This is a genomic window from Pseudomonas sp. P1.8 (assembly GCF_001269805.1).
Classification (GTDB): domain Bacteria; phylum Pseudomonadota; class Gammaproteobacteria; order Pseudomonadales; family Pseudomonadaceae; genus Aquipseudomonas.
In genome coordinates, this window is record NZ_LHVM01000014.1 from 79,362 (window position 1) to 104,646 (window position 25,285).

The 25,285-nt window shown below is 57.2% G+C and carries 27 protein-coding genes and 1 pseudogene; 9 read left to right on the top strand and 19 right to left on the bottom strand.

Annotated features, from left to right (window positions below):
• Window positions 1-50 precede the first annotated feature (50 nt).
• From AD668_RS14880 to AD668_RS30370, 7 genes and pseudogenes are all read right to left on the bottom strand, one after another.
• On the bottom strand, window positions 51-1,640 hold the full coding sequence (locus AD668_RS14880) for a hypothetical protein (RefSeq protein ID WP_053160024.1): 1,590 nt from the start codon (window positions 1,638-1,640) through the stop codon (window positions 51-53).
• A 51-nt stretch (window positions 1,641-1,691) separates the two neighbouring features.
• Entirely contained in the window at window positions 1,692-2,264 is a 573-nt protein-coding gene (locus AD668_RS14885) for a hypothetical protein (protein ID WP_053160026.1), read from the bottom strand.
• Window position 2,265: 1 nt separating this feature from the next.
• A complete protein-coding gene (locus AD668_RS14890) occupies window positions 2,266-2,703 on the bottom strand; it encodes a hypothetical protein (RefSeq protein WP_053160027.1) in 438 nt (145 codons plus the stop codon).
• A 329-nt stretch (window positions 2,704-3,032) separates the two neighbouring features.
• Complete coding sequence (locus AD668_RS14895) at window positions 3,033-3,557, bottom strand: AAA family ATPase (protein WP_053160029.1); 525 nt, start codon at window positions 3,555-3,557, stop codon at window positions 3,033-3,035.
• Window positions 3,554-4,117: a nicotinamide riboside transporter PnuC gene (pnuC, locus tag AD668_RS14900; protein ID WP_053160031.1), complete on the bottom strand. Its 564-nt coding sequence runs from the start codon at window positions 4,115-4,117 to the stop codon at window positions 3,554-3,556. Before pnuC ends, AD668_RS14895 begins: the two co-directional genes overlap by 4 nt.
• 199 nt (window positions 4,118-4,316) lie before the next feature.
• Complete coding sequence (locus AD668_RS30365) at window positions 4,317-5,051, bottom strand: methyl-accepting chemotaxis protein (protein WP_371259806.1); 735 nt, start codon at window positions 5,049-5,051, stop codon at window positions 4,317-4,319.
• 171 nt (window positions 5,052-5,222) lie between these two features.
• Window positions 5,223-5,951 (bottom strand): annotated as a pseudogene (locus tag AD668_RS30370) (cache domain-containing protein); the annotation flags it as partial.
• A 280-nt stretch (window positions 5,952-6,231) separates the two neighbouring features.
• Here AD668_RS30370 and AD668_RS14910 point away from each other — a divergent pair.
• Together AD668_RS14910 and AD668_RS14915 are read left to right on the top strand one after the other, a co-directional pair.
• On the top strand, window positions 6,232-7,062 hold the full coding sequence (locus tag AD668_RS14910) for an undecaprenyl-diphosphate phosphatase (protein ID WP_053160035.1): 831 nt from the start codon (window positions 6,232-6,234) through the stop codon (window positions 7,060-7,062).
• Complete coding sequence (locus tag AD668_RS14915; RefSeq protein ID WP_053160036.1) at window positions 7,059-7,487, top strand: DUF1294 domain-containing protein; 429 nt, start codon at window positions 7,059-7,061, stop codon at window positions 7,485-7,487. The genes AD668_RS14910 and AD668_RS14915 overlap by 4 nt, the downstream gene beginning before the upstream one ends.
• On the opposite strand, the gene AD668_RS14920 is transcribed toward AD668_RS14915, so the two are convergent.
• Together AD668_RS14920 and AD668_RS14925 are read right to left on the bottom strand one after the other, a co-directional pair.
• The gene (locus AD668_RS14920; protein WP_053160039.1) at window positions 7,488-7,850 is read right to left on the bottom strand and encodes an MmcQ/YjbR family DNA-binding protein; all 363 of its coding nucleotides are present in this window, start codon (window positions 7,848-7,850) and stop codon (window positions 7,488-7,490) included.
• Window positions 7,847-8,755 carry a LysR substrate-binding domain-containing protein gene (locus AD668_RS14925; protein ID WP_053160041.1) on the bottom strand — a complete coding sequence of 303 codons (909 nt, stop codon included), beginning with the start codon at window positions 8,753-8,755 and terminating at the stop codon, window positions 7,847-7,849. The genes AD668_RS14920 and AD668_RS14925 overlap by 4 nt, the downstream gene beginning before the upstream one ends.
• Window positions 8,756-8,884: 129 nt before the next feature.
• On the opposite strand from AD668_RS14925, the gene AD668_RS14930 reads away from it, so the two are divergent.
• Together AD668_RS14930 and AD668_RS14935 are read left to right on the top strand one after the other, a co-directional pair.
• Complete coding sequence (locus AD668_RS14930; RefSeq protein ID WP_053160042.1) at window positions 8,885-9,496, top strand: FMN-dependent NADH-azoreductase; 612 nt, start codon at window positions 8,885-8,887, stop codon at window positions 9,494-9,496.
• Between the two features lie 169 nt (window positions 9,497-9,665).
• Window positions 9,666-10,703, top strand: a complete 1,038-nt coding sequence (locus AD668_RS14935; RefSeq protein WP_053160044.1) for a dienelactone hydrolase — start codon at window positions 9,666-9,668, stop codon at window positions 10,701-10,703.
• An 82-nt stretch (window positions 10,704-10,785) separates the two neighbouring features.
• Here AD668_RS14935 and AD668_RS14940 read toward each other — a convergent pair whose 3' ends face one another.
• Together AD668_RS14940 and AD668_RS14945 are read right to left on the bottom strand one after the other, a co-directional pair.
• Window positions 10,786-11,973, bottom strand: a complete 1,188-nt coding sequence (locus AD668_RS14940) for an MFS transporter (RefSeq protein ID WP_053160046.1) — start codon at window positions 11,971-11,973, stop codon at window positions 10,786-10,788.
• Window positions 11,974-12,377: 404 nt separating this feature from the next.
• Window positions 12,378-13,964 carry an ABC-F family ATPase gene (locus tag AD668_RS14945; protein WP_053160048.1) on the bottom strand — a complete coding sequence of 529 codons (1,587 nt, stop codon included), beginning with the start codon at window positions 13,962-13,964 and terminating at the stop codon, window positions 12,378-12,380.
• A gap of 490 nt (window positions 13,965-14,454) precedes the next feature.
• On the opposite strand from AD668_RS14945, the gene lpxO reads away from it, so the two are divergent.
• On the top strand, window positions 14,455-15,354 hold the full coding sequence (lpxO, locus tag AD668_RS14950; protein ID WP_053160050.1) for a lipid A hydroxylase LpxO: 900 nt from the start codon (window positions 14,455-14,457) through the stop codon (window positions 15,352-15,354).
• Window positions 15,355-15,405: 51 nt separating this feature from the next.
• Here lpxO and AD668_RS14955 read toward each other — a convergent pair whose 3' ends face one another.
• A complete protein-coding gene (locus AD668_RS14955; protein ID WP_053160052.1) occupies window positions 15,406-16,266 on the bottom strand; it encodes a Ku protein in 861 nt (286 codons plus the stop codon).
• A 194-nt stretch (window positions 16,267-16,460) separates the two neighbouring features.
• Here AD668_RS14955 and AD668_RS14960 point away from each other — a divergent pair, with 194 nt between their 5' ends.
• Both AD668_RS14960 and AD668_RS14965 read left to right on the top strand, forming a co-directional pair.
• Entirely contained in the window at window positions 16,461-16,805 is a 345-nt protein-coding gene (locus tag AD668_RS14960) for a hypothetical protein (protein ID WP_053160054.1), read from the top strand.
• 51 nt (window positions 16,806-16,856) lie between these two features.
• Window positions 16,857-18,011 (top strand): PQQ-dependent sugar dehydrogenase, encoded by a 1,155-nt coding sequence (locus AD668_RS14965; protein ID WP_053160056.1) that lies wholly within the window; start codon window positions 16,857-16,859, stop codon window positions 18,009-18,011.
• A 28-nt stretch (window positions 18,012-18,039) separates the two neighbouring features.
• Here the strand turns inward: AD668_RS14965 and AD668_RS14970 are convergent, their stop codons facing one another.
• Window positions 18,040-18,402, bottom strand: coding sequence for an abscisic acid-deficient protein Aba4 family protein (locus AD668_RS14970; protein ID WP_371259805.1), 363 nt, complete (start codon window positions 18,400-18,402; stop codon window positions 18,040-18,042).
• Between the two features lie 221 nt (window positions 18,403-18,623).
• Between AD668_RS14970 and ilvA the strand changes: the two genes are divergently transcribed.
• Complete coding sequence (gene ilvA / locus AD668_RS14975; protein ID WP_082344482.1) at window positions 18,624-19,637, top strand: threonine ammonia-lyase, biosynthetic; 1,014 nt, start codon at window positions 18,624-18,626, stop codon at window positions 19,635-19,637.
• 37 nt (window positions 19,638-19,674) lie between these two features.
• Here ilvA and eco read toward each other — a convergent pair whose 3' ends face one another.
• A complete protein-coding gene (gene eco / locus AD668_RS14980) occupies window positions 19,675-20,157 on the bottom strand; it encodes a serine protease inhibitor ecotin (protein ID WP_053160060.1) in 483 nt (160 codons plus the stop codon).
• Between the two features lie 280 nt (window positions 20,158-20,437).
• Between eco and AD668_RS14985 the strand changes: the two genes are divergently transcribed.
• Complete coding sequence (locus tag AD668_RS14985; protein WP_053160062.1) at window positions 20,438-20,704, top strand: DUF1652 domain-containing protein; 267 nt, start codon at window positions 20,438-20,440, stop codon at window positions 20,702-20,704.
• Between the two features lie 90 nt (window positions 20,705-20,794).
• Here AD668_RS14985 and AD668_RS14990 read toward each other — a convergent pair whose 3' ends face one another.
• From AD668_RS14990 to AD668_RS15010, 5 genes are all read right to left on the bottom strand, one after another.
• Window positions 20,795-21,061: a DUF2790 domain-containing protein gene (locus AD668_RS14990; protein ID WP_053160063.1), complete on the bottom strand. Its 267-nt coding sequence runs from the start codon at window positions 21,059-21,061 to the stop codon at window positions 20,795-20,797.
• 191 nt (window positions 21,062-21,252) lie between these two features.
• A complete protein-coding gene (locus tag AD668_RS14995) occupies window positions 21,253-22,197 on the bottom strand; it encodes a carbohydrate kinase (RefSeq protein ID WP_053160066.1) in 945 nt (314 codons plus the stop codon).
• A 163-nt stretch (window positions 22,198-22,360) separates the two neighbouring features.
• Window positions 22,361-23,224: a phospholipase gene (locus AD668_RS15000; RefSeq protein ID WP_053160068.1), complete on the bottom strand. Its 864-nt coding sequence runs from the start codon at window positions 23,222-23,224 to the stop codon at window positions 22,361-22,363.
• Between the two features lie 145 nt (window positions 23,225-23,369).
• Window positions 23,370-24,665: a glycosyltransferase gene (locus AD668_RS15005; protein WP_053160070.1), complete on the bottom strand. Its 1,296-nt coding sequence runs from the start codon at window positions 24,663-24,665 to the stop codon at window positions 23,370-23,372.
• Window positions 24,666-24,738: 73 nt separating this feature from the next.
• Window positions 24,739-25,098, bottom strand: a complete 360-nt coding sequence (locus AD668_RS15010) for a response regulator (protein ID WP_053160072.1) — start codon at window positions 25,096-25,098, stop codon at window positions 24,739-24,741.
• Window positions 25,099-25,285: the final 187 nt, after the last annotated feature.

Here is a 25,285-nt window from a genome sequence, read left to right on the forward strand (position 1 = left end):
TTTGTTTGTGTTGAAAAAGGCCCCCAGGAAGGGGGCCTCCACAGACAGCATTAGAACGACTGATTGGAAATGGCCAGCGAGTTGCTTTGTTGGTTGCCCACACCAGCCGCTACGTTGACACCCAGGTTGCCACTGCCGCCATTCACCGAACCGCTGAGGGTTGCAGTGTTGGTCACAGGGTTGGCCCAGCCAGTTGGAGTCAGCACTTGATAAGAGTAGCTGGTGCTCAAATCATAAGCGCTGCTTTCACTGAAGCCTCCTGCTTTGGCGAACTCAGACTCGGACGATTTGCTGCCCGATTTTTCGTACGCGGAGGCATTCGCTTTCTCGTACGATGCATCGAGCGATTTTTCGAAGGACGAGTCTTTCGAGCGGTCGTACGACGATTCGTGCGTATTGCTGGAAGCGGAGTCGCGGCTTCTGTCGTACGAGGATTCGCGCGATCTGTCGAACGAGGAATCACGTGCTCTGTCGAACGCGGAGTCGTTGGCCCGATCAAACGAAGTGCTTACCGATGCGTCAAGCGTTGCGCCCAGCGAAGCGTTCAAAGATGCCTCGGAACTGCTGCTGCGGGTGCGATTGCCAAAGGTATTGGAGTTGGCAGTCGCCGCCGAAGCGTCCAGGCTAGCGTTCAACGAAGCGTTCAAAGCAGCATTCGAAGAACCGCTTGCACTGCTGCTGTTGGAACCGCTGGCACTGCTGCTGTTGGTGCCGCTCGAAGCACTGCTGTTAGAACCGCTGGCACTGCTGCTGTGAGTGTTGCTCGAGGCACTATTGTTGGAACCGCTCGCACTGCTGCTGTTGGCGCCGCTTACAGCAAGGCTAGCGGATCCGCTGGCACTGGAGTTTTTGGCGCCCGCGGCGTTCCAGCCCGAAGAAGCGCTTTGACTGCCGCTGAGTTCAAACGCACTTTCGCGAGAGAAGTTACCGGTGGCGGTGTTGGTAACGGTGATCGTATCTACACGATAGGTGCGATCGGCGTTGTTATTGACGACCAGGCCAGGGCCATTTTGGTTGGCAGAGGCGGTCGCCGTTGCGCTACCCAGTGGCGCATTGGAGTTGGCAATCGCCATGGTGTTTTTCTGCTGGTTCAGGTCACCGCCAGCAATGTTGACACCCATGTTGCCGCTGCCGCTGTTGCCCGAACCACTCATCACGGCAGAGTTAGTGCTGCCGAAGTTGTCGACCCGGTTTCTGTTGCTGAATTGCGTTACTTGGGAGGTGGCGTTGGCCGTGCCAAACACGAAGGCATTATCCTGACTAGGATCGGAGCCAGCGTTCGCAATGGCAGCGGCGTTGTCCTGTTGGTTGCCCGCGCCTGCAGCCACGTTGACGCCGACGTTGCCGCTGGTGCCAGTCGCAGAGCTACTCATCTCGGCTGAGTTCTGAGTGCCTTCGTTGCGGATGGTATTGCCGGTGTTGCGTTGCGTATCGTTCGCATTGGCCGTTGCGTTGACGTTGATTCTTGTTGGAGGAGGAGGGGTTTGTTGTTGCCCACCGCCATTGCCATTGCCATTGCCATTTCCATTGCCATTATGGTGGCCATGGTCGCGCCTATCGTTTTGCCCAGCTTGTACAGCAACAGCCATGACCGCAGCAATTGCGAAAACCAGAGGCTTGATTGCCATCGAAGGTTTCATGGTGATTCTCCGTACTTATTTTAGGTTAAGTGTTGTTGTTACCTATATGGGTCAATCCACGACCCGTACGCTCAGGGTGTTGGCAGTTCGGTTTCCTACCCCGGCGCTCTGATTCAACTGAATCACCCCACGGCTACCTGTGAAAGCCTGATCACTGGTAGTGACCTGGCGATAGCCGGGTGCTGAGGCAGTTGGATCGGAGTTGTTGAGCAGCGCCACGTTCTGTTGCATGAGGACGCTGTCGTCGAGACTTTGCGGCTGGCTACCGACACTGATGCGCAGTGCGTTGGCCTGCTGGTTGTTGGCACCTGCACTCTGGTTGACGCCCAGAATGCCGTTGCCGTTGCTGAAGGAGTCGCCCTGGATACTGGTCCGGGCATCGTTCGCGGGATCGCCAGGGGTGCGCAGCCGTTGGCGAATCTGTGTGGTTGCGCTGGCGCCCTGGCCAATCGCAATCGCCCTGGCGTTTGCCTGTTGCTGCTGATCGCCGGCAGCCTGGTTGACCGAGAGGTTGCCCTGGTACTGGGTGCCCGAACCGTCGATGTCGGCGTTGTTGATGACGGGAGATTGGGCAAAGGACGGTGCACTGCAGAACATGGCGACAATAAGTAACTTGCGATTCATCCTAACGGTCTCCCGTTATGAGTTTCAGCGCACCCAGGCCTTGCTGGATGTTTGAGTTGACCATGTTCGCAATGCCGCCGCCGGAATTTCCCGAACGTCCGGCTGGCATGTTGGAAAGCTGGGTCTGGTTGGTGATATTGCCGCCCAGGTTGTTGGTGCCTTGGGTGACCAGTCGACTGATGCCTGCGCCACTGGCGACATTGGCAAAATCACCGTCGCTCAACTCGTTCGTCTGAGCGAGGATCTGTTTCGAGGGGTTGGCGTTGACGGTGGTTGGGCTAGGGTCGGGAATGAGCGGCGGGACTACTGCGTTGCGCGTCTGGACATCCCGTTTGATGGTGATGATGCCGTTGTCAGCCTGTACGGGCAGCGAGACAACCGAGCCCAGTGCGCATCCGGTCAGCAAGAGGCTAAAGATGCTGTTATCAAGTTTCCCCACGACGGCAATTCCTTCTGTAAGTGAAACGCTGGCCCTTATCAGCGCTGCGGATAAGAGAGCAGAAGGTGTGCCGCTTTTTGTTTTTCTTGTAAAAACAGTGGGTTGCCTTCAAGTGCCAGGCTGATCAAAAAAGTCTTGTAACGTCGCTGAGACAGAGCCACGCAAAAAACCCCTCCATGCTGGCGGCGTTGCTCGTTAAGAGGGGGGAAGGCAGGGTGTTTCAGTGACTTAACAGTTTCGTGCGGGAGCGTTTGGGAGGCTCTAAATCGAGGGTTTGCGTAGAGGTGGATGTATCAGAAATGGACATTTTTGCTGGAGTGGGCGCCCTGTCAGGCTTCCAGCAATTGCTTCACTGCCTTGAAGGCTGCGTCCTTGCGCTGTACCCAGTCACCTTGCAGTACCCGATATGACTGGTGGTGCAGTTCAAGCCAGTGTTGGCTTGCCTCGAAAAACGCCAGGCGTTCTGACAGTTGCGGTTGGCAGCGCTGGCCATCGTCATGCCAAGGCACGTTTTCAGGGCTCAGCAGCAAGTGAAGGTCGTAGTGCCGTGCCAGCAATGCTTGTTCGATCCACGCCGGGCAAGCACCAAACAGCGTGCGACTCCACAAAATATTGCTCAAGAGGTGCGTATCGAGAATCAGCAGTGGTGGCTGTTTGGCGCGTGCTTCATCTTCCCAGGCCAACTGCCCCTGTGCGATGGACGGAATGTCGTCGAGGCAGGTTAGTCGGGCTTCACGTTCGATGAAGTGCCGAACATACTCGCCGATCAATATGCCGCCAAATTTGGCGTGAATCTCACTCGAGATCCAGCTTTTACCGCTGGATTCCGGCCCTGCCAATACCAATACCTTCATGGGCAAAACACCGGATCGCTGCGCCAGGTACGCCAGCCCTTTACGGCAAGCAGGGCGAACAAACCATACAAGGCAGCGGTCAGGTACATCCCTTTGTACAAAAACAGGCCGACGAAAATAACGTCCAAAACGATCCACAACGGCCAGCACTGCACGCGTTTTTGTGCCATCCACCCTTGTGCGACGAGGCTGAAGGCGGTGAGGGCGGCATCGAGCCAGGGCTGGGCCGCGTCGGTCCAGTGCGCCATGGCAGCGCCCAACAACAGGCTGGCAATCGCGCCAAGTGCGAGCCCCGATGCGACGGCCTGTCCACCCAGACGGCTGACCTCCCGCCCTTGGTGCGCCTCGCCTGCGCGGGTCCACTGCCACCAGCCGTAGAGCTGTAACGCGGCGTAGATCACTTGCAGCAGCATGTCGGAATACAACTTCACCTCAAAAAAGATCCAACTGTAGATCAGCACCATCACCAGGCCGATCGGCCAGCACCAGGGGTTCTGTTTGACCGTCAACCAGACGGCAATGACGCCGAGAGTGGCGGCAAACAGTTCAAGCCCGGACATGGAGGTTCCTTGGTGAAATTGAAGAGGGGGGCGGATTGTACCCAAAATGACGTGGGGATGGCTGGGCGGGGGGGATATCGGATTTTTATAGGAGCGAACCTGCTCGCGAAGGCCTCAAGCGCGCTGCGTTTAGCCTGCAAACACGCGTTATCGTTGACGACCATCGCGAGCGAGCTCGCTCCTACAGTACAGAGAGGAGTTACACCCGGAATTGCTTGAGCAAGCCGTTCAACTGTTCGCTCAACGCCTTGAGGCGAACGCTCGACGCACTTGACTGCTCAGCGGCCAATGCGGTGCTGTGGGACAACCCGGCCGCCTGAGTCACGTTCTGGTTGATGTCCTCGACCACATGGGCCTGCTGCAGGGTCGCGCTGGCAATGGATGCATTCAAGCCATTGAGGTTGCGTAGTGCCTGACCGATGGCGTTCAGGCTTGCGCCGGCCAGTCCCGCCTGTTCGATGGTCAATTGAGAGGCACGGCTGCTGTCTCCAATCACCTTGACTGCTGCTTCGGAATGATTTTGCAGCCGTTCAATCATCGACTGAATCTCTGCCGTGGATTTCTGCGTGCGCTGGGCCAGCAAGCGGACTTCGTCGGCCACCACGGCGAAACCACGGCCTTGCTCGCCAGCCCGGGCCGCTTCAATCGCTGCGTTCAAGGCCAGCAGGTTGGTTTGTTCGGCGATCGAGCGGATGACCTCCAGAACACTGCCGATCTGAGTACTTTCAGTCGCCAGGGTGCGAATCACGTCCACGGCCTGGTCAATGGTGGAGGACAAGGTGTCGATCTGCTTCAGACTGCCATCGATATTGATCTGGCCTTGTTGCGCCTGTGCCTCGGCGTCGCGCATTTCGCTGGCGGCGTGCTCGGCGTTTTTCGCCACATCCTGCACGCCGTAGGTCACTTCATTGATCGCTGTGGCCACCAACTCCATTTGCTCTGATTGCTGCTGGCTGCGTTGTTGCGCCTGGGCGGCGTCGGTGCCCAGCTCACTGGATGACTGACCCAGTGCACTGGCGGACTCCTGCAGTTCGCTGACCACGCGGCGCAATTTAGCGGTGAAGGCATTGAAGTGCCGGGCCAATTGCGTGACTTCGTCCTGACCATGGGTATCGAGACTGCGGGTCAAATCGCTTTCGCCAGTGGCAATGTTGGCCATGGCGTTCACGGCTTCCTGCAGGGGGTGAACAATGCTGCGGGCAATCAGGATCACCAGCAGCGCCATGATCAGCGCAATGGCCAGGCCAATCGACGCCGCTTTCCAGACCTGAGCGTAGAACTCGGCCTGCATGTCATCGATATACACGCCCGAACCGATCACCCAGCCCCAGGGTTCGAACAGCTTCACGTAGGAAGTTTTTTCCACCGGGGCATCAGCGCCGGGCTTCGGCCAGCGGTAATTGACGATGCCAGCCCCGTTGGACCTGGCCACCGCGACCATTTCGTTGAACACGGCAAAGCCGTCCGGATCACGGATCGCCGAAAGATTCTGTCCATCGAGTTTAGGGTTGGCCGGATGCATGATCATCACGGGCGTCAGGTCGTTGATCCAGAAGTAATCGTTCTGGTCATAACGCAGCCCGCGAACGGTAGTCAGGGCTTGTTTCTGTGCCGCGTCACGGCTGAGTGTGCCGGACGTTTCGAGGTTATGGTAATAACTGAGGATACCGCTGGCGGTCTGCACCACATGCTGGGTTTTCTGCGCCTTGGCGTGGTACAGGTCATTGTGTATTTGCTTGAGCATCAACAGGCCCAAGGTCAGCAGCATCATCACCGCCACGATCAGGATGACCCACAAGCGACGGCTGATCGACATATTGCGCAAGCTGTTCATACCCCGTTTACTCCCTTTTCTTGTTCTTGTAATAAATCCACGCCAGCATCCAACCACACCTTGTCCGATGGGCCTATGCGACCTGCGTCGAATAACGCCGCAGCGTTAATCGGACTTGTCTGATAGGATTTCGGCCCCGCATCCGAAAACCTGAATTTCACAGGATATTCAGGGTTCTGCGGGGAGAAAGACGCGTGGGACTTCAGCTACGCTGATCGCAGTCAACGTTTTGAAAAATACTAACGGGGCATGCCGACGCGCATAGCTTTTTGGGGGATTGATGGATCTTTGGACTGCCTTTCAGGCGTTGATACTTGGGGTTGTAGAAGGGCTGACCGAGTTTTTGCCCATTTCCAGTACCGGGCACCAGATCATCGTGGCCGACTTGCTCGACTTCGGTGGTGAGCGAGCCATGGCTTTCAACATCATCATTCAGCTTGGGGCGATCCTGGCGGTGGTGTGGGAGTTTCGGCGAAAGATTTTCGACGTGGTCATCGGTTTACCAACCCAGCCAAGCGCCAGGCGCTTTACCGCAAACCTGTTGATTGCCTTCCTGCCCGCCGTGGTATTGGGCGTAATTTTTGCCGATCTGATCCACGAGTATCTTTTCAACCCGATCACCGTGGCCAGTGCACTGGTCGTGGGCGGCATCATCATGCTGTGGGCCGAACGCCGTCAGCATGAAGTCCATGCCGAAACGGTCGATGACATCACTTGGAAAGACGCGCTGAAAGTCGGCTTTGCCCAGTGCCTGGCGATGATTCCGGGGACATCGCGCTCGGGCTCGACCATCATCGGCGGCCTGTTGTTCGGGTTGTCGCGCAAGACCGCTACCGAGTTTTCGTTCTTCCTGGCGATGCCGACCATGGTCGGTGCCGCGGTGTATTCGGGTTACAAATACCGTCACCTGTTCGTGCCTGCGGATTTCCCGGTGTTTGCGATTGGTTTCGTCACCGCGTTTATCTTCGCGATGATCGCGGTGCGTGGTTTGCTCAAATTCATTGCCAGTCACAGCTATGCGGTGTTTGCCTGGTATCGCATCGGGTTCGGCTTGCTGATCCTGGCCACCTGGCAATTCGGCTGGGTCGACTGGACTGCCGCCAAACCATGAGTGACTCCCGCACGCGCAATAATCCCGGGCGTCAGCCCGGAGGCCAGATCCGCAATCCCCGGCTGAAATGGCTGGTGTTCGTCATTCTATGTGCGTTGCCGTTGTGGGGTTCGATGTCGTTATGGCTGCGCGGGGTTTCGCTGATTCCCCTGGCAGCCTACGGCATCATCAGTGTTGTGACGTTAGCGCTGTACTGGAGCGACAAGCGCAAGGCAGTTGCGGATCAATGGCGCACGCCGGAAAACGTGCTGCATGCGCTGGAATTCGCGGGTGGCTGGCCGGGCGCTTTACTGGCTCAGCAAGTATTGCGGCACAAAACCCGCAAGGTTTCGTTTCAACTGGTGTTCTGGATCATCGTGCTGTTGCACCAGGTGTTCTGGATCGACATGTTGTTCCTCGGCGCACACCTGTTCGCGTTGTTCTGATCAATCGAGCAACAACCCCACCTGGGTGCGCTTGGGCAGTTTGCTCACCACCAATTGGTGGGAGCGCTGCAACAAGCCTTGCAGCTCTTCACGGCCCAACGGGTAGGGCAGTTCCATGATGATCCATTGGGCGCGTGCCAGATAAGGCGCCGGATGGATTCCCGGACGGTCGCAATGGCCAAGAAACAGATCCTTATCGACCTTGAACGCCAGGGACGAACCCCTTAGTCCCTGCAAGGCGAACATCTTGTTCCCCGCAATCGAAAACACTCGCACGCCACCCCATTTGTAATCCTCCCGCGCACCGGGCAGGGTCAGGCAGAATACCGCGACATCCTCTTCGCTCATGCGTCCAGCCTTCATAGTAATCGCTCTCCACAGGCATTGAAGGATTCGACCAGATGATCGATCCAGGCGCGTACGGCCGGCATCACGCCGCGTCGATGAGGGTACACCGCCTGCAACCAGCCGCCAGGCAGCGACCACTCGGGCAGCAATTGCACCAGTGAACCGCTGGCCAGTTCCTGTTCGCAATACATCATCGGCAGCATTGTAAAGCCGAGTCCGGCGAGGGTGCTGGCCTTGCGAACGATAAAGTCATCGATGCCCAGGCGAGCTTCCATCGCAAGCTCGAAGCTTTTGCCTTGCTGGTCCAGCAGGCGGATATGCATCAACCGATCGGCTTCGAGGGCGCCCAACACCGGAAGGCTTTTCAAGTCTTCGGGGTGATTGATCTCACGGCCAAGCAGGAACCCCGGGCTGGCAACCAACAACATCTGCGCCTGACGCAAGCGTCGGGTCACCAGCAGCGGATCTTCATCACCCAACTCGCGCACCCGCAATGCGACATCTATACCTTCGTTCACCAGGTCGACGCGGCGATTGAGCAGCATGACTTCCAGTTGCACCTGCGGGAATCGCTCGAGGAAGTCGCTGATCACACCCGGCAGAATTTCGTGAGCCAGTCCCACCGGACAGGACACCCGCAGACGTCCACGGGGCTCGCTGGACATGCTCGCCACCGCCTCGTCGGCCATTTCCGCTTCCAGCAGCATGGCTTGGCAGTGCCGCAGATAGCGTTCGCCTACGGCCGTCAGCTTCAACTGGCGGGTGGTGCGTTGCAGTAGACGAGCGCCCAGGCGTTCCTCCAGCTCGGCGATTCGACGCGACAGTCGCGACTTGGGAATCCCCAGCAAACGCCCGGCCGCCGCGAAGCCACCGGCTTCCACCACCTTGGCGAAGTAATAAAGGTCGTTCAGGTCTTGCATGAGGGTTACCTGATTGTTCTATGTGTGAGACAAACTATCGCATTGTTGCCATCTAATCAGCCATTGGTTTCATCTGTAGGATTGTTTCCATCAGGTCGCCCGGTTGCGATCCTCACTTGGAGATCCCACATGAAACTGCTGCATATCGATTCGAGCATTCTTGGCGACAACTCGGCTTCCCGTCAGTTGAGCGGCGAAGTCGTTAAAGCCTGGCAATCCGCCGAACCAAGCGCCGTAGTGACCTACCGCGACCTGGCCGCTGATGCCATCAGCCATTTCTCTGCCACAACCCTGGTTGCTGCTGGCACTACCGCTGAATTGCGCAACGCCGCTCAACAGCACGAAGCCGACCTGAGTGCCCAGACCCTGGCCGAATTCCTCGCCGCCGATGCCGTTGTGATTGCAGCTCCGATGTATAACTTCACTATCCCGACGCAATTGAAGGCGTGGATCGACCGCATTGCCGTTGCCGGCCAGACCTTCCGTTACACCGAAGCGGGTCCTGAAGGCCTGTGCGGTGGCAAGAAAGTCGTAATTGTTTCGACCTCCGGTGGCATACACGCCGGTCAGGCAACTGGTGTTGCCCACGAAGAATATTTGAAGCTGTTGTTCGGTTTCATCGGCATCACCGACGTTGAAATCGTCCGTGCCGAGGGCCTGGCTTATGGTGATGAAGTGCGCAACAAAGCAATGAGCGACGCTCACACGCGAATCAGCGAGCAGTTGTTCGCTGCAGCGTAAGCCCTGCGTAAAGAAGCTCAACCGCTCAGGTAAAGCCTCAAAAAACTCTGTATTCTGGATGCGCAAGTACCAGATGCGGAGTTTTTTGTTTCTGGTCGTTACAGATTGTGGCCCGAGTTATGCAGTCGAGGGTTAGCGTCTCCGGTCCGGTAACAAGGTGGGGCATCCCATGGTGCGTCTTTGTGCAACATTGCTGATTTGCCTGCTTGGCAGCCTGATTACTGTGCACGCTGCACCTGCTTCGCATCCTCGCTGGAGCGTCGGCTTCCATGAAATGAGCTTTCTTGATCCGCTGGACCTGCAACCGATGCGCGCCATCGCGTTCTATCCTTCCAGCGACCGGGAGCACACCAGCAAGCTAGAGGGGTACACCGTCGAAGCCGGGGAAGACACCAAAGTCGCCATCGGCCGCTTTCCGATGCTCATGCTCTCCCACGGCAACACCGGCACCCCGTTGGCCCTGCACGACCTTGCGACATCGCTGGCGCGCAAAGGCTTTGTGGTGGTGGCGGTGATCCATCCCGGTGACAACTCCAAAGACCACAGCCGACTCGGTACATTGAGTAACCTCTATGGTCGGCCGATACAGATTTCCGAAGCTATCACCGCCACCTTGGGAGACCGCATGCTCGCGCCGTTCGTCAATGCCGATCAAGTGGGCGTGATTGGTTATTCGGCAGGGGGCGAGACGGCGCTGATTCTGTCCGGCGCGACGCCGGATCTGGATCGCCTGCGGCGTTATTGCGAAGAGCGCCCGGATGATCGCGATGCCTGCAATACCAAAGGCGAGCTGATTGTCGATCGCGATGACTTGCAACCCGTCGCAGATCCACGGGTCCACGCCCTGATGTTGATGGCACCCTTGAGCCTGAAGTTTGGCCGCCAAACCCTGGCCGACGTGCACGTGCCGGTGCTGCTTTACAGTGGCGATGGCGACAAATTGGTGGCGGTGGATAAGAATGCCGCCGCGCTTGCGCGCAAACTGCCTGTAGCGCCAGACTTCAAATTATTGGCCGGGGCAGGGCACTTCGTGTTCATGGCGCCGTGCAATGATGAGCAAATCGTGATCATGCCTGCGCTGTGCACCGATGCCGATGGCGTTGACCGTGAAGACATTCACCGCAGTCTCATTTCCGAAGCCGGCAGCTTCTTCACTCGCACCTTGGGCCGGTCGACCCGGGCCGGGATGCAAACGGCGGATCAGTAGTTAAAAGATCGCAGCCTTCGGCAGCGCCTACACATTTACCGTAGGAGCTGCCGAAGGCTGCGATCTTTTGATTTTCTGCTCTTCAAGTTTCGGCGCGCCGTTTGAGCCACAACGTCAAACCCAACCCCGTCACCGACAACAACGCTGCGCTGAAGAAAATCCACGAGTACCCCAGATTCAGCGCAACGGCGCCCATCAGCGGGCCGGCAATTGCCAGTGCCAGGTCAAAGAACACGGCATAGGCACTCAGCCCCGCACCGCGGCTGGCGCTGGGGACCTGCTTGATAGCTTCGACGCCGAGTGCCGGATACACCAGCGACAGGCCGAAACCGGTCAGCCCGGCGCCAAGCAAGGCGTAACCGGTTGAAGGTGCAAGCCACAGCAGGACCAGACCAACCGTCTCGATACACATACAGGCAATGGCAGATGTGAAGCCGCCGAAGCGGCTGATGCTGGAAATGAACAGCAGCCGCGACACAATGAAGCACACGCCGAACACGCTCAGACAATAAGCCGCACCGCTCCAGCCACGACTGACGTAATACAGGGTGATGAATGTTGTGAGGGTGCCATAGCCGATGGAGGCCAGGCTCAAGCTCGCGCCAAACGGCGCGATGCGCCCGAACACGGCCCAGAAGGGCAGGCGCTCACCACGAATCACAGGCACTGACGGTTTGTTGCGAATCAGTAGCAACGCAGCCAGGGCCAGCAGCGACAGCGCAATCCCGAGACTGGCAAACCCGAGTTGCCCGACCATCACCACGCCCAGCGGCGCGCCGATGGCAATCGCTCCGTATGAAGCAATGCCGTTCCAGGATATCGACCGCGCCGTGTGTTCCCCGCCCACTTGGCCCATGCACCAACTGATGGTGCCGACGCCGATCAACCCTTGAGCGACCCCGAGCAGCAGGCGCCCGGCGAGGAGGATCAACAGACTGAGCAGGGGAAAACTTTGCAGCAAGGTCGAGAGCAATGTCAGCGCGCCACTCAACACGATCCCTGACAAGCCATAAATAATGGCGCGCTTGGTTCCGATACTGTCCGACATGCGACCTGCCATGGGGCGGCTCAGCAAAGTGGCGAGGTATTGGGAACCGATGGTCAGCCCCGCGACAATGGCGCTGAACCCGAGCTGTTCGTGGACATAACCTGGCAATACCGCTATCGGCAAGCCGATGCAGAGGAAGGCAATAAAGGTATAGAAGACGATGGAGACGATCTGCAGGGTGATCGCCATGGAGCTTTGCGGAGGCAATTGCTGCACAGACATGAGGGCTCGTTCGCGGGCGGCGGTGGGAGAGTTCCATCATGGCGCGGCGTTGCAATAAAAGAAAGCACGCTAACGATTAAAACATCGCCGCCTTCGGCAGCTACAGTGGTCTTCAGTGCACACAGAATCCGTGCTCGACAAGTATCCCTTGTAGGAGCCGGCTTGCCGGCGAAGGGGTCGGTACATCCAACATCGATGGTGACTGACACACCGCTTTCGCTGGCAAGCCAACTCCTACGAAGAGCCCGCGTAGCTGCATGATTCCATGTACAAGGCGATTTGCGCAGTGAGGCTCAAGACGGTATACACCGTCAATTGCAGGAGTTGCCGAACGCTGCGATCTTTTGATCTTGAAAGCAAAAAGCCCCGTCACATGGACAGGGCTTTTCAATGACAGCTGACGCTTAGAACACTACGCCTTGGCTGCGCAGGTAATCGTCATAAGTACCGCTGAAATCAGTCACGCCATTCGGGCTCAACTCGATGATCCGGGTGGCCAGGGACGATACGAACTCGCGGTCGTGGCTGACGAAGATCAGCGTGCCCGGATAGTTCTCCAGCGCCAGGTTCAGCGCTTCGATCGATTCCATGTCCAGGTGGTTGGTCGGTTCGTCCATCACCAGAACGTTCGGCTTTTGCAGAATCAGCTTGCCGAACAGCATGCGACCTTGCTCACCACCGGAGATGACCTTGACCGACTTGAGGATCTCGTCGTTGGAGAACAGCATGCGGCCCAGGGTGCCACGGATGATCTGCTCGCCCTGAGTCCACTGGCCCATCCAGTCGAACAGGCTGACGTCGTCTTCGAAGTCATGGGCGTGGTCCTGGGCGTAGTAGCCCAGTTCCGCGCTTTCGGTCCACTTCACCGAACCGGCGTCCGGGGTCAGTTCGCCCATGAGCGTGCGCAGCAGGGTGGTCTTGCCGATACCGTTCGGGCCGATGATCGCCAGGCGCTCGCCGGCTTCGACGGTGAAGCTGAAGTTCTTGAACAGGGTCTTGCCGTCGAAGCCCTTGGACATCTGCTCGATGGTCACGGCCTGTCGGTGCAGCTTCTTGGTCTGTTCGAATCGGATGAACGGGCTCACGCGGCTCGATGGCTTGACTTCGGCCAGCTGGATCTTGTCGATCTGCTTGGCGCGGGAGGTGGCCTGCTTGGCTTTCGAGGCGTTGGCCGAGAAGCGGCTGACGAACGTCTGCAGTTCGGAGATCTGGGCTTTCTTTTTGGCGTTGTCCGACAGCAACTGCTCGCGGGACTGGGTGGCCGCGGTCATGTACTCGTCGTAGTTGCCCGGGAACAGGCGCAACTCACCGTAGTCCAGGTCAGCCATGTGGGTGCAGACGCTGTTCAGGAAGTGGCGGTCGTGGGAAATGATAATCATGGTGCTGTTACGCGCCTTGAGAATGGTTTCCAGCCAGCGAATGGTGTTGATGTCCAGGTGGTTGGTCGGTTCGTCGAGCAACAGCACTTCCGGATCGGAGAACAGGGCTTGAGCCAGCAACACCCGCAGTTTCCAGCCTGGAGCGACTTCAGACATCGGTCCGAAATGCTGTTCCATGGGAATACCCAGGCCCAGCAGCAGTTCGCCGGCGCGGGATTCAGCGGTGTAGCCGTCCATTTCAGCGAACTCGGTTTCCAGTTCGGCCACGGCCATGCCGTCTTCTTCGCTCATTTCCGGCAGCGAATAGATGCGGTCGCGCTCGGCCTTGACCTTCCACAGCTCTTCGTGACCCATGATCACGGTGTCGATCACGGTGAATTCTTCGTAGGCGAACTGGTCCTGGCGCAATTTACCCAGGCGCACGTTTGGCTCCAGCATGACCTGGCCGCCGGAAGGCTCGAGGTCATCGCCCAGAATCTTCATGAAGGTCGACTTGCCGCAACCGTTGGCACCGATCAAGCCATAACGGTTGCCACCGTTGAATTTGACCGAAACGTTTTCGAAGAGCGGCTTGGCGCCGAACTGCATCGTGATGTTAGCTGTAGAAATCAAAGGTTTTTCCTGCGAAGCATTCAGAGTAGCTAGGGTTGCGGCAGTACCGATTCAGTACCCGTTCCCGCTGTTCGATCCATGGGATGTGCATCCCGATCAGAAGCGGAAGATCCATCTGGCATCAAGTGGACAGCAGCATGTGGAGCGCTTGACCCGAGTCAAAGCGTGCTGAGACGGGATTGTTTCCCGCGATCAACCAAGGGTGCGCGTAAAGTTTGGCGGCGATTGTACTGGTCTGGCTCTTTAAACGATAGGGCGTTCAGGCCTGTGCGACACTTTGCCTGTATGAATGGACAGATTTTCACATTTTCGGGTTAACTATTGGTTACAAACTGTGGCTAAAATGCCATCCATCAGTCCGGTGCCGAATAGCGGCGGGGCTCAATGGTGTACCGCTGGACGCACTTGCGAATTCAGACGCTGCACATGACCCAATGGCATTCAGGCCAACAAGGGCCGCAGTGTGTTCACCTGAGGTGTGGCGATTTCTGTGAAACTCATCATTGCCGTTATCTACGTTGTATCGATTGCGTATGTACATCTGCGGGGACGAGTACGCCATAAGCTGGGGCGTCAGCTAAGCGATCACTCGACGTTTCTGGCACCGGTCAATTGCTTCCTTTATATGTTCTCGAAAATCCCCAACAAGCCCTACCTCAATCCCGCGGATTTTCCCGATCTGAGTCCATTGCAAGCGCATTGGGAAGAGATCCGCGCCGAAGGTCAGCATTTGCTCCGGGCCGGGGAGATCAAGCGTTCGAACCAGTATGACGATGTCGGTTTCAATTCCTTCTTCAAGACGGGCTGGAAGCGTTTCTACCTCAAGTGGTATGGCGACAGTCACCCGTCAGCCATGAAACTTTGCCCACGCACGACGGAACTGGTGCAAAGCATCGGTTCAATCAAGGCTGCCATGTTCGCCGAGTTGCCACCGGGTGCCAAACTGGTGCGTCACCGCGATCCGTATGCCGGGTCCTACCGCTACCACCTGGGCCTCGAAACGCCCAACGATGCCGGTTGCTACATCAATGTCGATGGCGAGAATTATCACTGGCGAGACGGCGAGGCGGTGATGTTCGACGAAACCTTCATACATTTCGCCGAAAACACCACGCAGCAAAATCGCATCATCCTGTTTTGCGATGTCGAGCGACCGATGAAGTATCGCTGGGCAGCTTTCTTCAACAGCTGGTTCAGCCGCCATGTGATGTCGGCGGCCGGTGCGCCGAACGAGGCAGGTGACAAAGTCGGGGGCATCAATCGACTGTTCGGCAAAATCTACAAGATTCGGCTGCATGGCAAGCAATTGAAAAAGCGAAATCGCAAACTTTACTACCTGCAAAAATGGTCGATTTTTGCCGGGTTGGTCGCGGTTTTCGTGCTGATTTGAGGCCGTCGGGGCTGTCGGTGTCATCGCGGGACGTGGGCGACATTCAATCCATTACTTGCTGGCTTTTTTGCGCGCAGCCGGCTTGCTCGCCGCTTTGGGCTTGGCCGTTGCCTTACTTGCTCCCTTGCCACCCAGACTGCGTTTGAGCAGTTCCGTCAGATCAATCACATCGGCGGATTTACGCTCTTGCTCCCCAGTAGCGGTTTCCACGTCTTCGATCTTGCCTTCATGGGCTTTCTTGTCCACCAGGGCCATGATCTTGTCTTCAAACTCATCGCGGTAATCGTCCGGCGACCATTCGACGCTCATGTCGGCCACCAGGCGTTTGGCCATGTCCAGTTCTCCTTTGGTCAGCTGAGCCTTGGTGACGTCCGGGCCTAGAGCGAGTTCGTCCAGGCTGCGGACTTCCGCCGGCCAGCGCAATTTCACCAGCACCATGGCCGAGTCCATTGGCATCAACGCCGCCAGGTATTGACGGGTATGCAGCACCACTCGGGCCAGGGCGACCTTGCCCGTTTTGTCGAGGGTCTCGCGCAACAGCGCATAGACCTTGCCCCCGCGTTTATCCGGTGCCAGGTAATAGGGTGTGTCGATGTTCTGTAACGGGATTTGACTGCTGTCGACAAACGCAAAAATATCGATGGTCTGTGTCGACAGCGGATGTGCCGAGCGAATTTCCTCTTCGCTGAGCACCACGTACCGGCCTTTTTCGTATTGGACGCCTTTGACGATATGCTCCTTGGTGACTTCCTTGCCGGTGACCTTGTTGACGCGCTTGTAACCCACCGGGTCCATGCTGCGGCTGTCGAGCCAGTCGAAATCCACGCCTTGGGACGACGTCGCCGAGACCAGCGCCACAGGAATGTGTACCAATCCGAAGCTGATTGCACCTTTCCAGATTGCCCGAGCCATGGTGGTTTACTCGCAAAGTGATGTGTTCAGGTGACCCACCGCGCTGGACAAAAGTTTCCGTTGTTTTCGGTAAGTCACCAGGTGTCGCTCAACTTCGTGTTACATCTTGCCAGTGCGGTTTTGGTTAACAAATCCGAACCCCGGGCGTAGCGTGGTATCGAAGTTCTTGTTCACGCTGATGCAGAGAGGCCGCCATGAACTCATTCCTTCCCGCTGCGATGCTGCTGGTCTTGTGTGGTGCATTGAGTGCCGCAGCCCAGGCCGATGCCACTGCGTCATTGTTGGTGGCTCAGAATCTGCCGGGCGCTGCCAGCAACAATCCTTACAACAGCCCGATTCACCGGGCAAACCCCAACAGCATGCAGGGTACGCAACCCAGCGCCCCGGCTATCCGCAGCCCTAACACCGTGCCAGCGCCGCGCCCGCCGACCCTGGATAACGGCGGAATCGGCAATCGTTATCCTGCTCAAACAACGCCCTCAAGCCCACCGAAATTCATCCCGAATCCGCCTCCCCGAGATTCCGGCAGCAACCGTTGAACGCCAGGGCACATGCCTTGTTTGCCACTCTGACGAGAAAAGGAATCGTGCATGTTGCGTAAAACCCTGCTGGCTACCTTGTGTGGCAGCGCATTGCTCACCGTCACATCCGCTGCGTTGGCGCAGCCTGTCCAAACATTCAAAAGTGAGCAGGGAACCCTTGAGGTCACCCCGATCGTGACAGGGCTGGAACACCCCTGGGCACTGGCGTTTCTGCCTGACCTCCAGGGGATGCTGGTGACTGAGCGGCCCGGGAACCTGCGGTTGGTGACGACCGATGGCAAACTGTCAGCGCCACTCAATGGCGTGCCCGAAGTCTGGGCCAAAGGCCAGGGCGGATTGCTCGACGTGGCGTTGTCACCCGACTTCAAACAAGACCGCATGGTTTATCTGTCCTACGCCGAAGGTGGCGGTTCGGGCGACAAGGCCGGTACAGCTGTCGGACGCGGTCGGTTGTCCGAAGACCTCACGGCGCTCAAGGACTTTCACGTGATCCTGCGCCAGGAACCCAAATTGTCGGTGGGCAACCATTTCGGTTCGCGGCTGGTGTTCGACCGCGACGGGTACCTGTTCGTGACCTTCGGGGAAAACAACGACCGATCGACTGCTCAGGATCTGGACAAGCTGCAAGGCAAGGTGGTGCGCATCTACCCGGATGGCAAAGTGCCTAAAGACAATCCCTTCGTCGGTCAGGCCAATGTGCGGCCGGAAATCTGGTCCTATGGGCAACGCAACCCGCAAGGTGCTGCAGTGAATCCCTGGAACGGTACGCTATGGGAAAACGAACATGGCCCGCGCGGTGGAGACGAGATCAATATCATCGAACGCGGGAAAAACTACGGCTGGCCGTTGGCGACCCACGGCATCAACTATTCCGGCCAGCCGATACCCGAAGCCAAAGGGCAAACCGCCGAAGGCACCCTTGCACCGTACCATGTCTGGGAAAAATCCCCGGGCTTGAGCGGCATGGCGTTCTACGACGCCGACCGATTCAAGGAGTGGCAACACAGCGTATTTATCGGCGCGCTGGTCAGCCAGGAGCTGATCCGCCTGGAATTTGAGGGTGACAAGGTGGTGCACGAGGAGCGCTTGCTCGGCGATCTGAACAAGCGCATCCGCGATGTACGCCAAGGGCAGGACGGGTATTTGTATGTGCTCACCGATGAAGAGAAGGGCGGGCTCTATAAAGTCGGTCTGAAACAGTAAGCGACTCAACAATCGGTGGGCCTGCGGATCAGCTTTGCTGAGGCGCACTCACCCGTTGTTTGTGGTTGTGAATCCCACGGACCACCAGGTACAACAACGGCCCAATGGACACAAAAATGGCGGTGATCAGCAAATAGGGCGCGACCGATAACGCCGACTGCCCACGTTTGCGCGCATCCTGGTACATCCAAATGCCCGCCATTGTGGCCAGCACATACAGGTCTATGACCACTTGCGCCGTATCCGGACTCGACATAAGGCTGATGCCGAAGTCGATCAGCGATTGTTCGGCTTGAAGCATTACCGAAACGGTGTAGGCGCCAAAGGCAATCAGGGCAATCAACGGCAGGGCAATGGTTTTCATGGTTTCCGTCCTTGGGGTGATGATCATGACGACCAGCCTACTGGCGCCACGAAAAACTTGCCATTGACTTGCTATCAGCGTCCGGCTAATTTCGTGCCATGACTACTCACGTATTGCGCTGCCAGCCAAGCATTATTACCGCCATTCCTCATTTGGCGGGCTAGCTCACATCTGCAGCACCCAACCCGCCCTGGAGGCGGGTTTTCATTTTCTGTCTCCTGGGTCCCGATAAAAGTCAGGAGACGACGATGAATTGCACATCCGAACAACAGGCCTTGCTGGAGCACTACGTCAAAAAGATCCTCGCCGCGCCGGTGTACGAACTGGCCGTGCGCACGCCGCTGCAACCTGCCCATGCATTGTCGCAAATCCTGGGTAACCACATTTTGCTCAAGCGCGAAGATTTGCAGCCCACCTTTTCCTTCAAGATCCGTGGGGCCTATAACAAGCTCGTGCAATTGAGCGATGCGCAAAAGGCCTGTGGCGTGGTCACCGCATCTGCCGGCAACCATGCTCAGGGCGTGGCACTGGCCGCACGGGAATTAGGAATCGATGCCTGCATCGTCATGCCGTGTACGACGCCGCAATTGAAAGTGACCGGGGTTCGCAGCCGAGGCGCCGACGCGGTGTTGCATGGCGAGAGTTTCCCGTTTGCGCTGGCCTATGCGCTGGACCTCGCCCGGGAAACCGGTCGTACTTTTGTTTCGCCTTTTGATGATCCGGATGTCATCGCAGGCCAGGGAACAGTCGCCATGGAAATCCTGCGTCAGCACCAAGGTTCACTGGACGCGATCTTTGTGCCGGTAGGCGGCGGCGGTTTGATCGCGGGAATCGCGGCCTACGTTAAGTACCTGAGGCCTGAAGTGCGGATCATTGGCGTTGAGTCGGAACACTCTGCATGCCTTTACGCGGCGTTGCTGGCGGACGAGCGGGTCGTCCTGCCCGGCGTAGGAACCTTTGCCGACGGTGTGGCCGTCGCTCAAATCGGTGCTTATGGGTTTGAGGTTTGCCGGTTCTGTGTCGATGAAGTGGTAACCGTCAGTAACGACGAACTCTGCGCGGCGATCAAGAACATCTACGACGATACCCGCTCGATCACCGAGCCGTCCGGCGCATTGGCAGTTGCAGGCATTAAAAAATACGTGGACCGGACCGGGGTCAGAGGTCAGACGCTGGTGGCCATCGACTCGGGTGCCAACATCAATTTCGATAGTCTGGGATATGTGGCCGAGCGCGCCGCATTATGCGGCGCTCTGGCGTGAGGGCAGGTGGCGGGTGTCGGCGTTGCACAATGGCCGGTTATTCCTGAACGGCCTTCTCGACCTTGCTCGACGCCGACCAGATTCGATAGTGCACTTCGATGTCTTTGGGAACGTAGAGCACGATCGGCAGTTTGCTGTTGTAGCGCAGCAGGAAACCGTCGCCGACCACCGGGACGAAGCCCTGTTGGCTGGTGCCGGCGGGGCAGGCCATCAGAGTGCTCATCGGTCCAATGACTTTTTCCAGACGGTAGAACGGATAGCCCCAGCCTTCGAGGTTTTTTTCTTCAAGCATTCCGCCCAAACGTGGTCGATTGCAATCCACGGTCATTGTCTTGCCGGCGAGGATTTCAACCTGGAAATCGTCTTCTCGTGTTTGCGGGGCCAGGTGAATGACTTGACGGGTGAAACCGCTTTCGGCTTTGGGGAAGGGCGCGACTGTTTCCAGTTTCGCCGCTTGCACCAGGCTGGTCAGCCCCGCAGCGAGCAACCCGATTGTTGCGTTCAAGGTCAAAGAACCCATGTTGCCTCCTTGCTGGTGATGAATGGGCGCATTCTTACCGCGGTGAGCAGCGAATGCAAATCTTGCGCGGTCAGCGTGCAAAGTACCGGACCCAGACAGGCCGTTCTTGCAAATTGCACGGCCGAAACCGCGGGCGTTTCGTCTAAACCTTTGATTTAACGATGAGCTGCACGGCGAAAATCCGGGCATGTTTTATGCTGTAGCTGTTCTTAAGTTCGCCGCAATTTCACACGAGCGGGCGTTATTAATCATTGGCAATCAAACAAAGGAGCCGGTCGCCATGTTTTTATCTGCCTTGGAACTTCGCAACATCATCGAAAGCAGTTTTTTGCCCAAACGCTGCCAGTGTTCGCTATCTCCTGACCTCAAGCTGACCATCAAGGTATTTGCCGACGGGCGAACCGATCAACTGGATTTCTCGGTGACAGGTATCGATGCTTCGCAGCTAAATGGCTGTAGGGAAATCAATGATCTGATTGCTGGTTTGCGCTCTCAACAGCATCCCGTCGAAGTCGAACGCTATTCGTCGCTGGATAAGGCACTTTAACGCGGTTTTCAAACGCCACTGAAGTGCGATGGGGCTGAAAAAGTCCAGACCCATCGCACGTCAGCGGCTGATCCACAGTCGAAAGCTCGGTCAGCCTTGGTTCTCGCAGGCGTCGGAAAGCTTGCGGTAGGAAATTTCCGCAGGTCTGCCGTTTTCATCGAGATACTTCATGTCGGCCTTTACCACTTTGCACTCCAGGGTAGAGGGCTCTGTCAGCGAGATAACCTTGCTGACGTGCAATGGCATGCCGTAGTGATAGGGCACGGCTTGTGAGGTTGAGGTGTCGTCAGCCTGAGCCAGGCCGGCAAACGCGGTGCAAGTGAACGCAAAGGCCAGCAGCAATGAGTGCGTGTTCATGAACGATCTCCGGTGCGGTCGGAAATACAGTTCGACGTGTAGTCGAACCTGCCGCACTGGGCGTCAGAGAAAACTGAAGGCGTGCGGTCCAGTGAAGTGTTGGACCGCAAAGTTAAGAAATGGTTAACCCGCCTGAACGCCGCCTGTCGGCTGGTCAGACCGCTTTCTCTGACTAGCCGGCTCTCACAGGGTCAACGCAAATCTATTTGATGCCGATGGGGCAAATCCGGTCCAGTCTTGCTGCACGTCAGCGCCGCTGCCTGGATCGCGAACCCAAGCATCGTGTCGATCTGATCGCAACTGAGCTGCATCATGCCTTCCACCGAATCCATCTGATGCTCGGTCAACCAGGCAATCAGCGCAGCCTGAAAGGTATCACCAGCGCCTACGGTGTCGGCAATCTTCACCGAAAGGGCGGGAGCCGACCATGACCCGTGAGCCCGGCTGAACACGGTTGCACCGTCGCCGCCACGCGTCAGGAATACCAACTGACAGCGGTGCTGCATCCAGCCTTCGATGACACCCGCCGGGTCCTGTCCGGGGTACAAAAAATCCAGGTCCTCGTCACTGACTTTGATCAGGTCGGCCAACTCCACCAGCGTCGCAATGCGCGAGCGCCATAACTCGATGTTCGGCTCAGGGTTGAGTCGAACGTTCGGGTCGAGGCTGATCAGGCGTTTACCGCTTTCCCGACGCACCAGCGTCAGTAATGTGTCGGCAATGGGCTGGACTACCAGGGAAAATGACCCGATGTGCAGTCCTCTCACCTCAGGCCCCAGCGTCGGCAGATGTTGTAGTTGCAACTGTCGATCCGCGCAGCCTTCGCCCCGGAAACTGTAGTGCGGCGAACCGTTGGCCCCAACCGCAACCATGGCCAGGGTGCTCGGCACATCGAAGTCGATCAAATAGTCGGTGCGTACACCCTCATCTTGCAATACTTGCAGCAAGCGACGCCCGAGATAGTCGGTCGACAATCCGGCAAGTAACGCTGCATCCACGCCCAAACGTCGCAAGCCCACCGCCACATTGAATGGCGATCCGCCGGCAATGGCCTTGAAATTCACTGTTGAAGCCAGGTCGCCGGGGTCGTTTTCACTGAAGAAATCGAACAGCGCTTCGCCACACACCAGATACATAATTGCTCGCTCTTCAAAGGGTCGCGACAGGTTGCTCATAGCGTATCGCAAAATGAATCGGCCACTCTGGCTGTCCAGATCCTGACGAGGCGCTTCCTTTACTGTTATCGCGGTTGATCATGCCGCTTTCATGTCAGGTAGACCAGCCAGGTTTTTTACCTGTTCAGTCATCATCTCGAGCGGCCTTGATGCGGGTGGCATCCGCGCAATGGCGAACGATGTCTGACTCGTCGAAAAAGTCTGTATTGATGATGCTGCAGCGCGACGTTACGTCTTGTGTGCGACTAAACCAGTTATCGATAACGCTCGGGATGCGAACCGGACCAATCACGGAATAGCTGGTCACCGAAAGTGACCATAGAAAAGGTGTTCGATAGGGTGCTTCTTCTACCGTTTTAGCGACGAGCCGCCGAACCTCGGCAACACTGCTGAAGGTGCTTTTGTGCCACTTGTGCGGAATGGGTGGCCAGAAGTAATCAATGTCCATTTCCGGTTGGACGAGTGCGGCCATGATAATTCGGCGAAGGGTACTTGATCGTTTGATTTCTCCAAGTGTTTTTGCGGCATCGGACCGGCGCAGGACACGAGGTCCAAGTCGGTGTACCAACAGTTCACTGAGTGCCTTGTAGTCGAAATCTTTAGCGCCATCGCCTAATTGATGAAAATCCAGCACGATGAATTCATCCGGGTTTCGAGCCAGAAACATGATGACTGCGTCGATCAGTTCATTGAGCTCGCGAGGGGACCGAAAACCGTTGTGATGAAAGTAAAAGGGCTGCTTACGGTTTGCTGCATATCCCAGTCGAATGTCGAAGGCACGCGCACCATTGACCAGCTGCCAGGAGAAAGAGTCGTTTTGACAGTTCGTCCAAATGCCGACTGCCGCATCATGATTGGGGGCTTTTTTATCCATCCCGGCGTTATGGGCGCCGGGCCAGACGATGTCTATGAGTTTTAGATTGTCAATGCCCGGAACGCTGCTCATCCATGCACTGTTGTCGAACTGCCTGATTTCATTGTCTGCCATCGCCTTTTCCTTCTCTTATTACCCCTCACTCGTGAGAGGGTTGATTGAAGTGGGCGAGGTTATTCGGACAGATTCGGCGAGAGGCGGTAGTTATATATCGCGTGTCTGGGCACTGCCTGTGTTAACGGCATAGCCTGCGGCGAACTCAGGTTTGATGGCGGTTTTTCGCTTCAATCCACTGCGCCATGTACTGGGTACTTTTGTGATGATGGTGACGCAACATGCTACCGGTAAAGTTGTTTCGTCTGAGTTGCGGCAGGTGTTGTTGGCAGTCAACCAGCCTTTCGATCAATGCCGGGCCGTGGGCGGCTTGCAGGTAACGACCGGCCAGTAGCGCCTGCCCCTGTGTCTGAGCGCTGAGCCATTGCGATTTGTCGGTATAAAGCTGTACGGCGCGGTCGGCGAACTCCCTGGCTGTAAGAGCGATGGCACCTGGCCATGGCTCTTGAGCATGCATCGCTTCAGCACCGATCGGGGTCGTGACATTCGGCGTACCGCACAGCATCGCATCGACGATCTTGCCTTTGATGCCGGCACCAAAACGCAAGGGCGCCAGGCAAATCCGCGCGGCGGACATGACTTGCAGCGCGTCTTCTGCCCAGTTCATGACATGGAAGCCTTGGGCCGGGTTATGCAACGCCGTCGCCTTTGGTGGTGTGTAGGCGCCGTAGATATGTAATTGGGCCCCCGCAATTTGCTCCCGGATCATTGGCCATATCGTGGTTTTCAGCCAGAGCACGGCATCCCAGTTAGGGGCATGGCGGAAATTGCCAATATGCAGAAAGTGCGCCCGATCTTCGAACGTTGCAGGTGGCACTGTCGGCAAGTCCACCATCAAGGGGTTCCAGTGCAACAACTCGCGCGGCACCTTGAAGTGTTCTACCAGCAGTTCGATTTCCACTTCAGAGATCATCAGGTTCAAGTCGCAACGATAGATCGCCGCGATTTCCCGTTTGGCCACGTCGGTATCGGCCATCAACTGAAACTCTTCGCGTAACGCGGGTGCAAAAAGGTCCGTGAAGTCGTTTACGTCGTCGCTGGCCTTCAGCCGCTCCTTGAGCCGGTGATGCCGAGCGTCGCGCAGGCATTGCAGGTCCGACGTTTCAAGCACCCGCAACGCATCCGGGCAGTGTTTTTCTACACGCCAGCCGAACTGTTCTTCCATCATGAAACGATCGAACAGAACAATATCCGGGGCCAGTTCAGCGACAAACGTATCGAAGCTGCTGCTATTGAGCTCGATGGGAACCTGGCGAATGCCCACAGCGGACAGATCGGCCGGGTGTTCACCGTCGCCAGCCGGACTACTGAACGTGATGTCCCAACCCTGGCGCAGGAAAATGTCGAGGATTTGCATCATGTGCCCACCGGCGGCCGAGGAGCGAGGCTCGGGCCAGACGTAACCAATGACCAGGACTTTGGTAGGGTGGGGTTGACTCATGAAAAGGGTTCCTTGACGCGGGCACAGGGCAGGCCTGAAAAAAGGCGTCATTTAACCACATCAGGCAGGTGGGTCAGTCGAGGATACTTTTTACCTTGTCGCGTAACTGATCAATGGAAAACGGTTTGCCGATCACGTGCATGTCAGCGGGTACATCGATGCTCTCGGCATAACCGCTGGCGAACAAAATGGGCAGCGTGGGGCGTAGTGCCCGCGCCCGGTTAGCCAACTCGCGGCCATCCATCCCAGGCAACCCGACATCGGTCATCATAAGGTCGATGACCCGGTCTTTATCCTCGAGAGTTTCCAGCGCCTGCTCGCTGCCGTCCGCCTCAAGCACCCTGAACTCCAACTCCTCCAGTACGTCGACAATCAGCATGCGCACGATGTTGTCGTCTTCGACGACAAGGATAGTGGACGGGGAGGAGGGCATAGTGGGCATTCCTGAAAAAATGGCTGGTCGGTCCGGTCGAAATCGCCGGCCTCTTGCATCAGTAAGTGGCGCATCCCGACAAGTTCCCTACGGCGTAAAAAAAGAACAGCGGTACAGGGCTCTCAAGGATAACCCGTCGCTTTGAGCGGTAGCACTGTAACGTAGGACTTTGCGCGAAAACATGTCA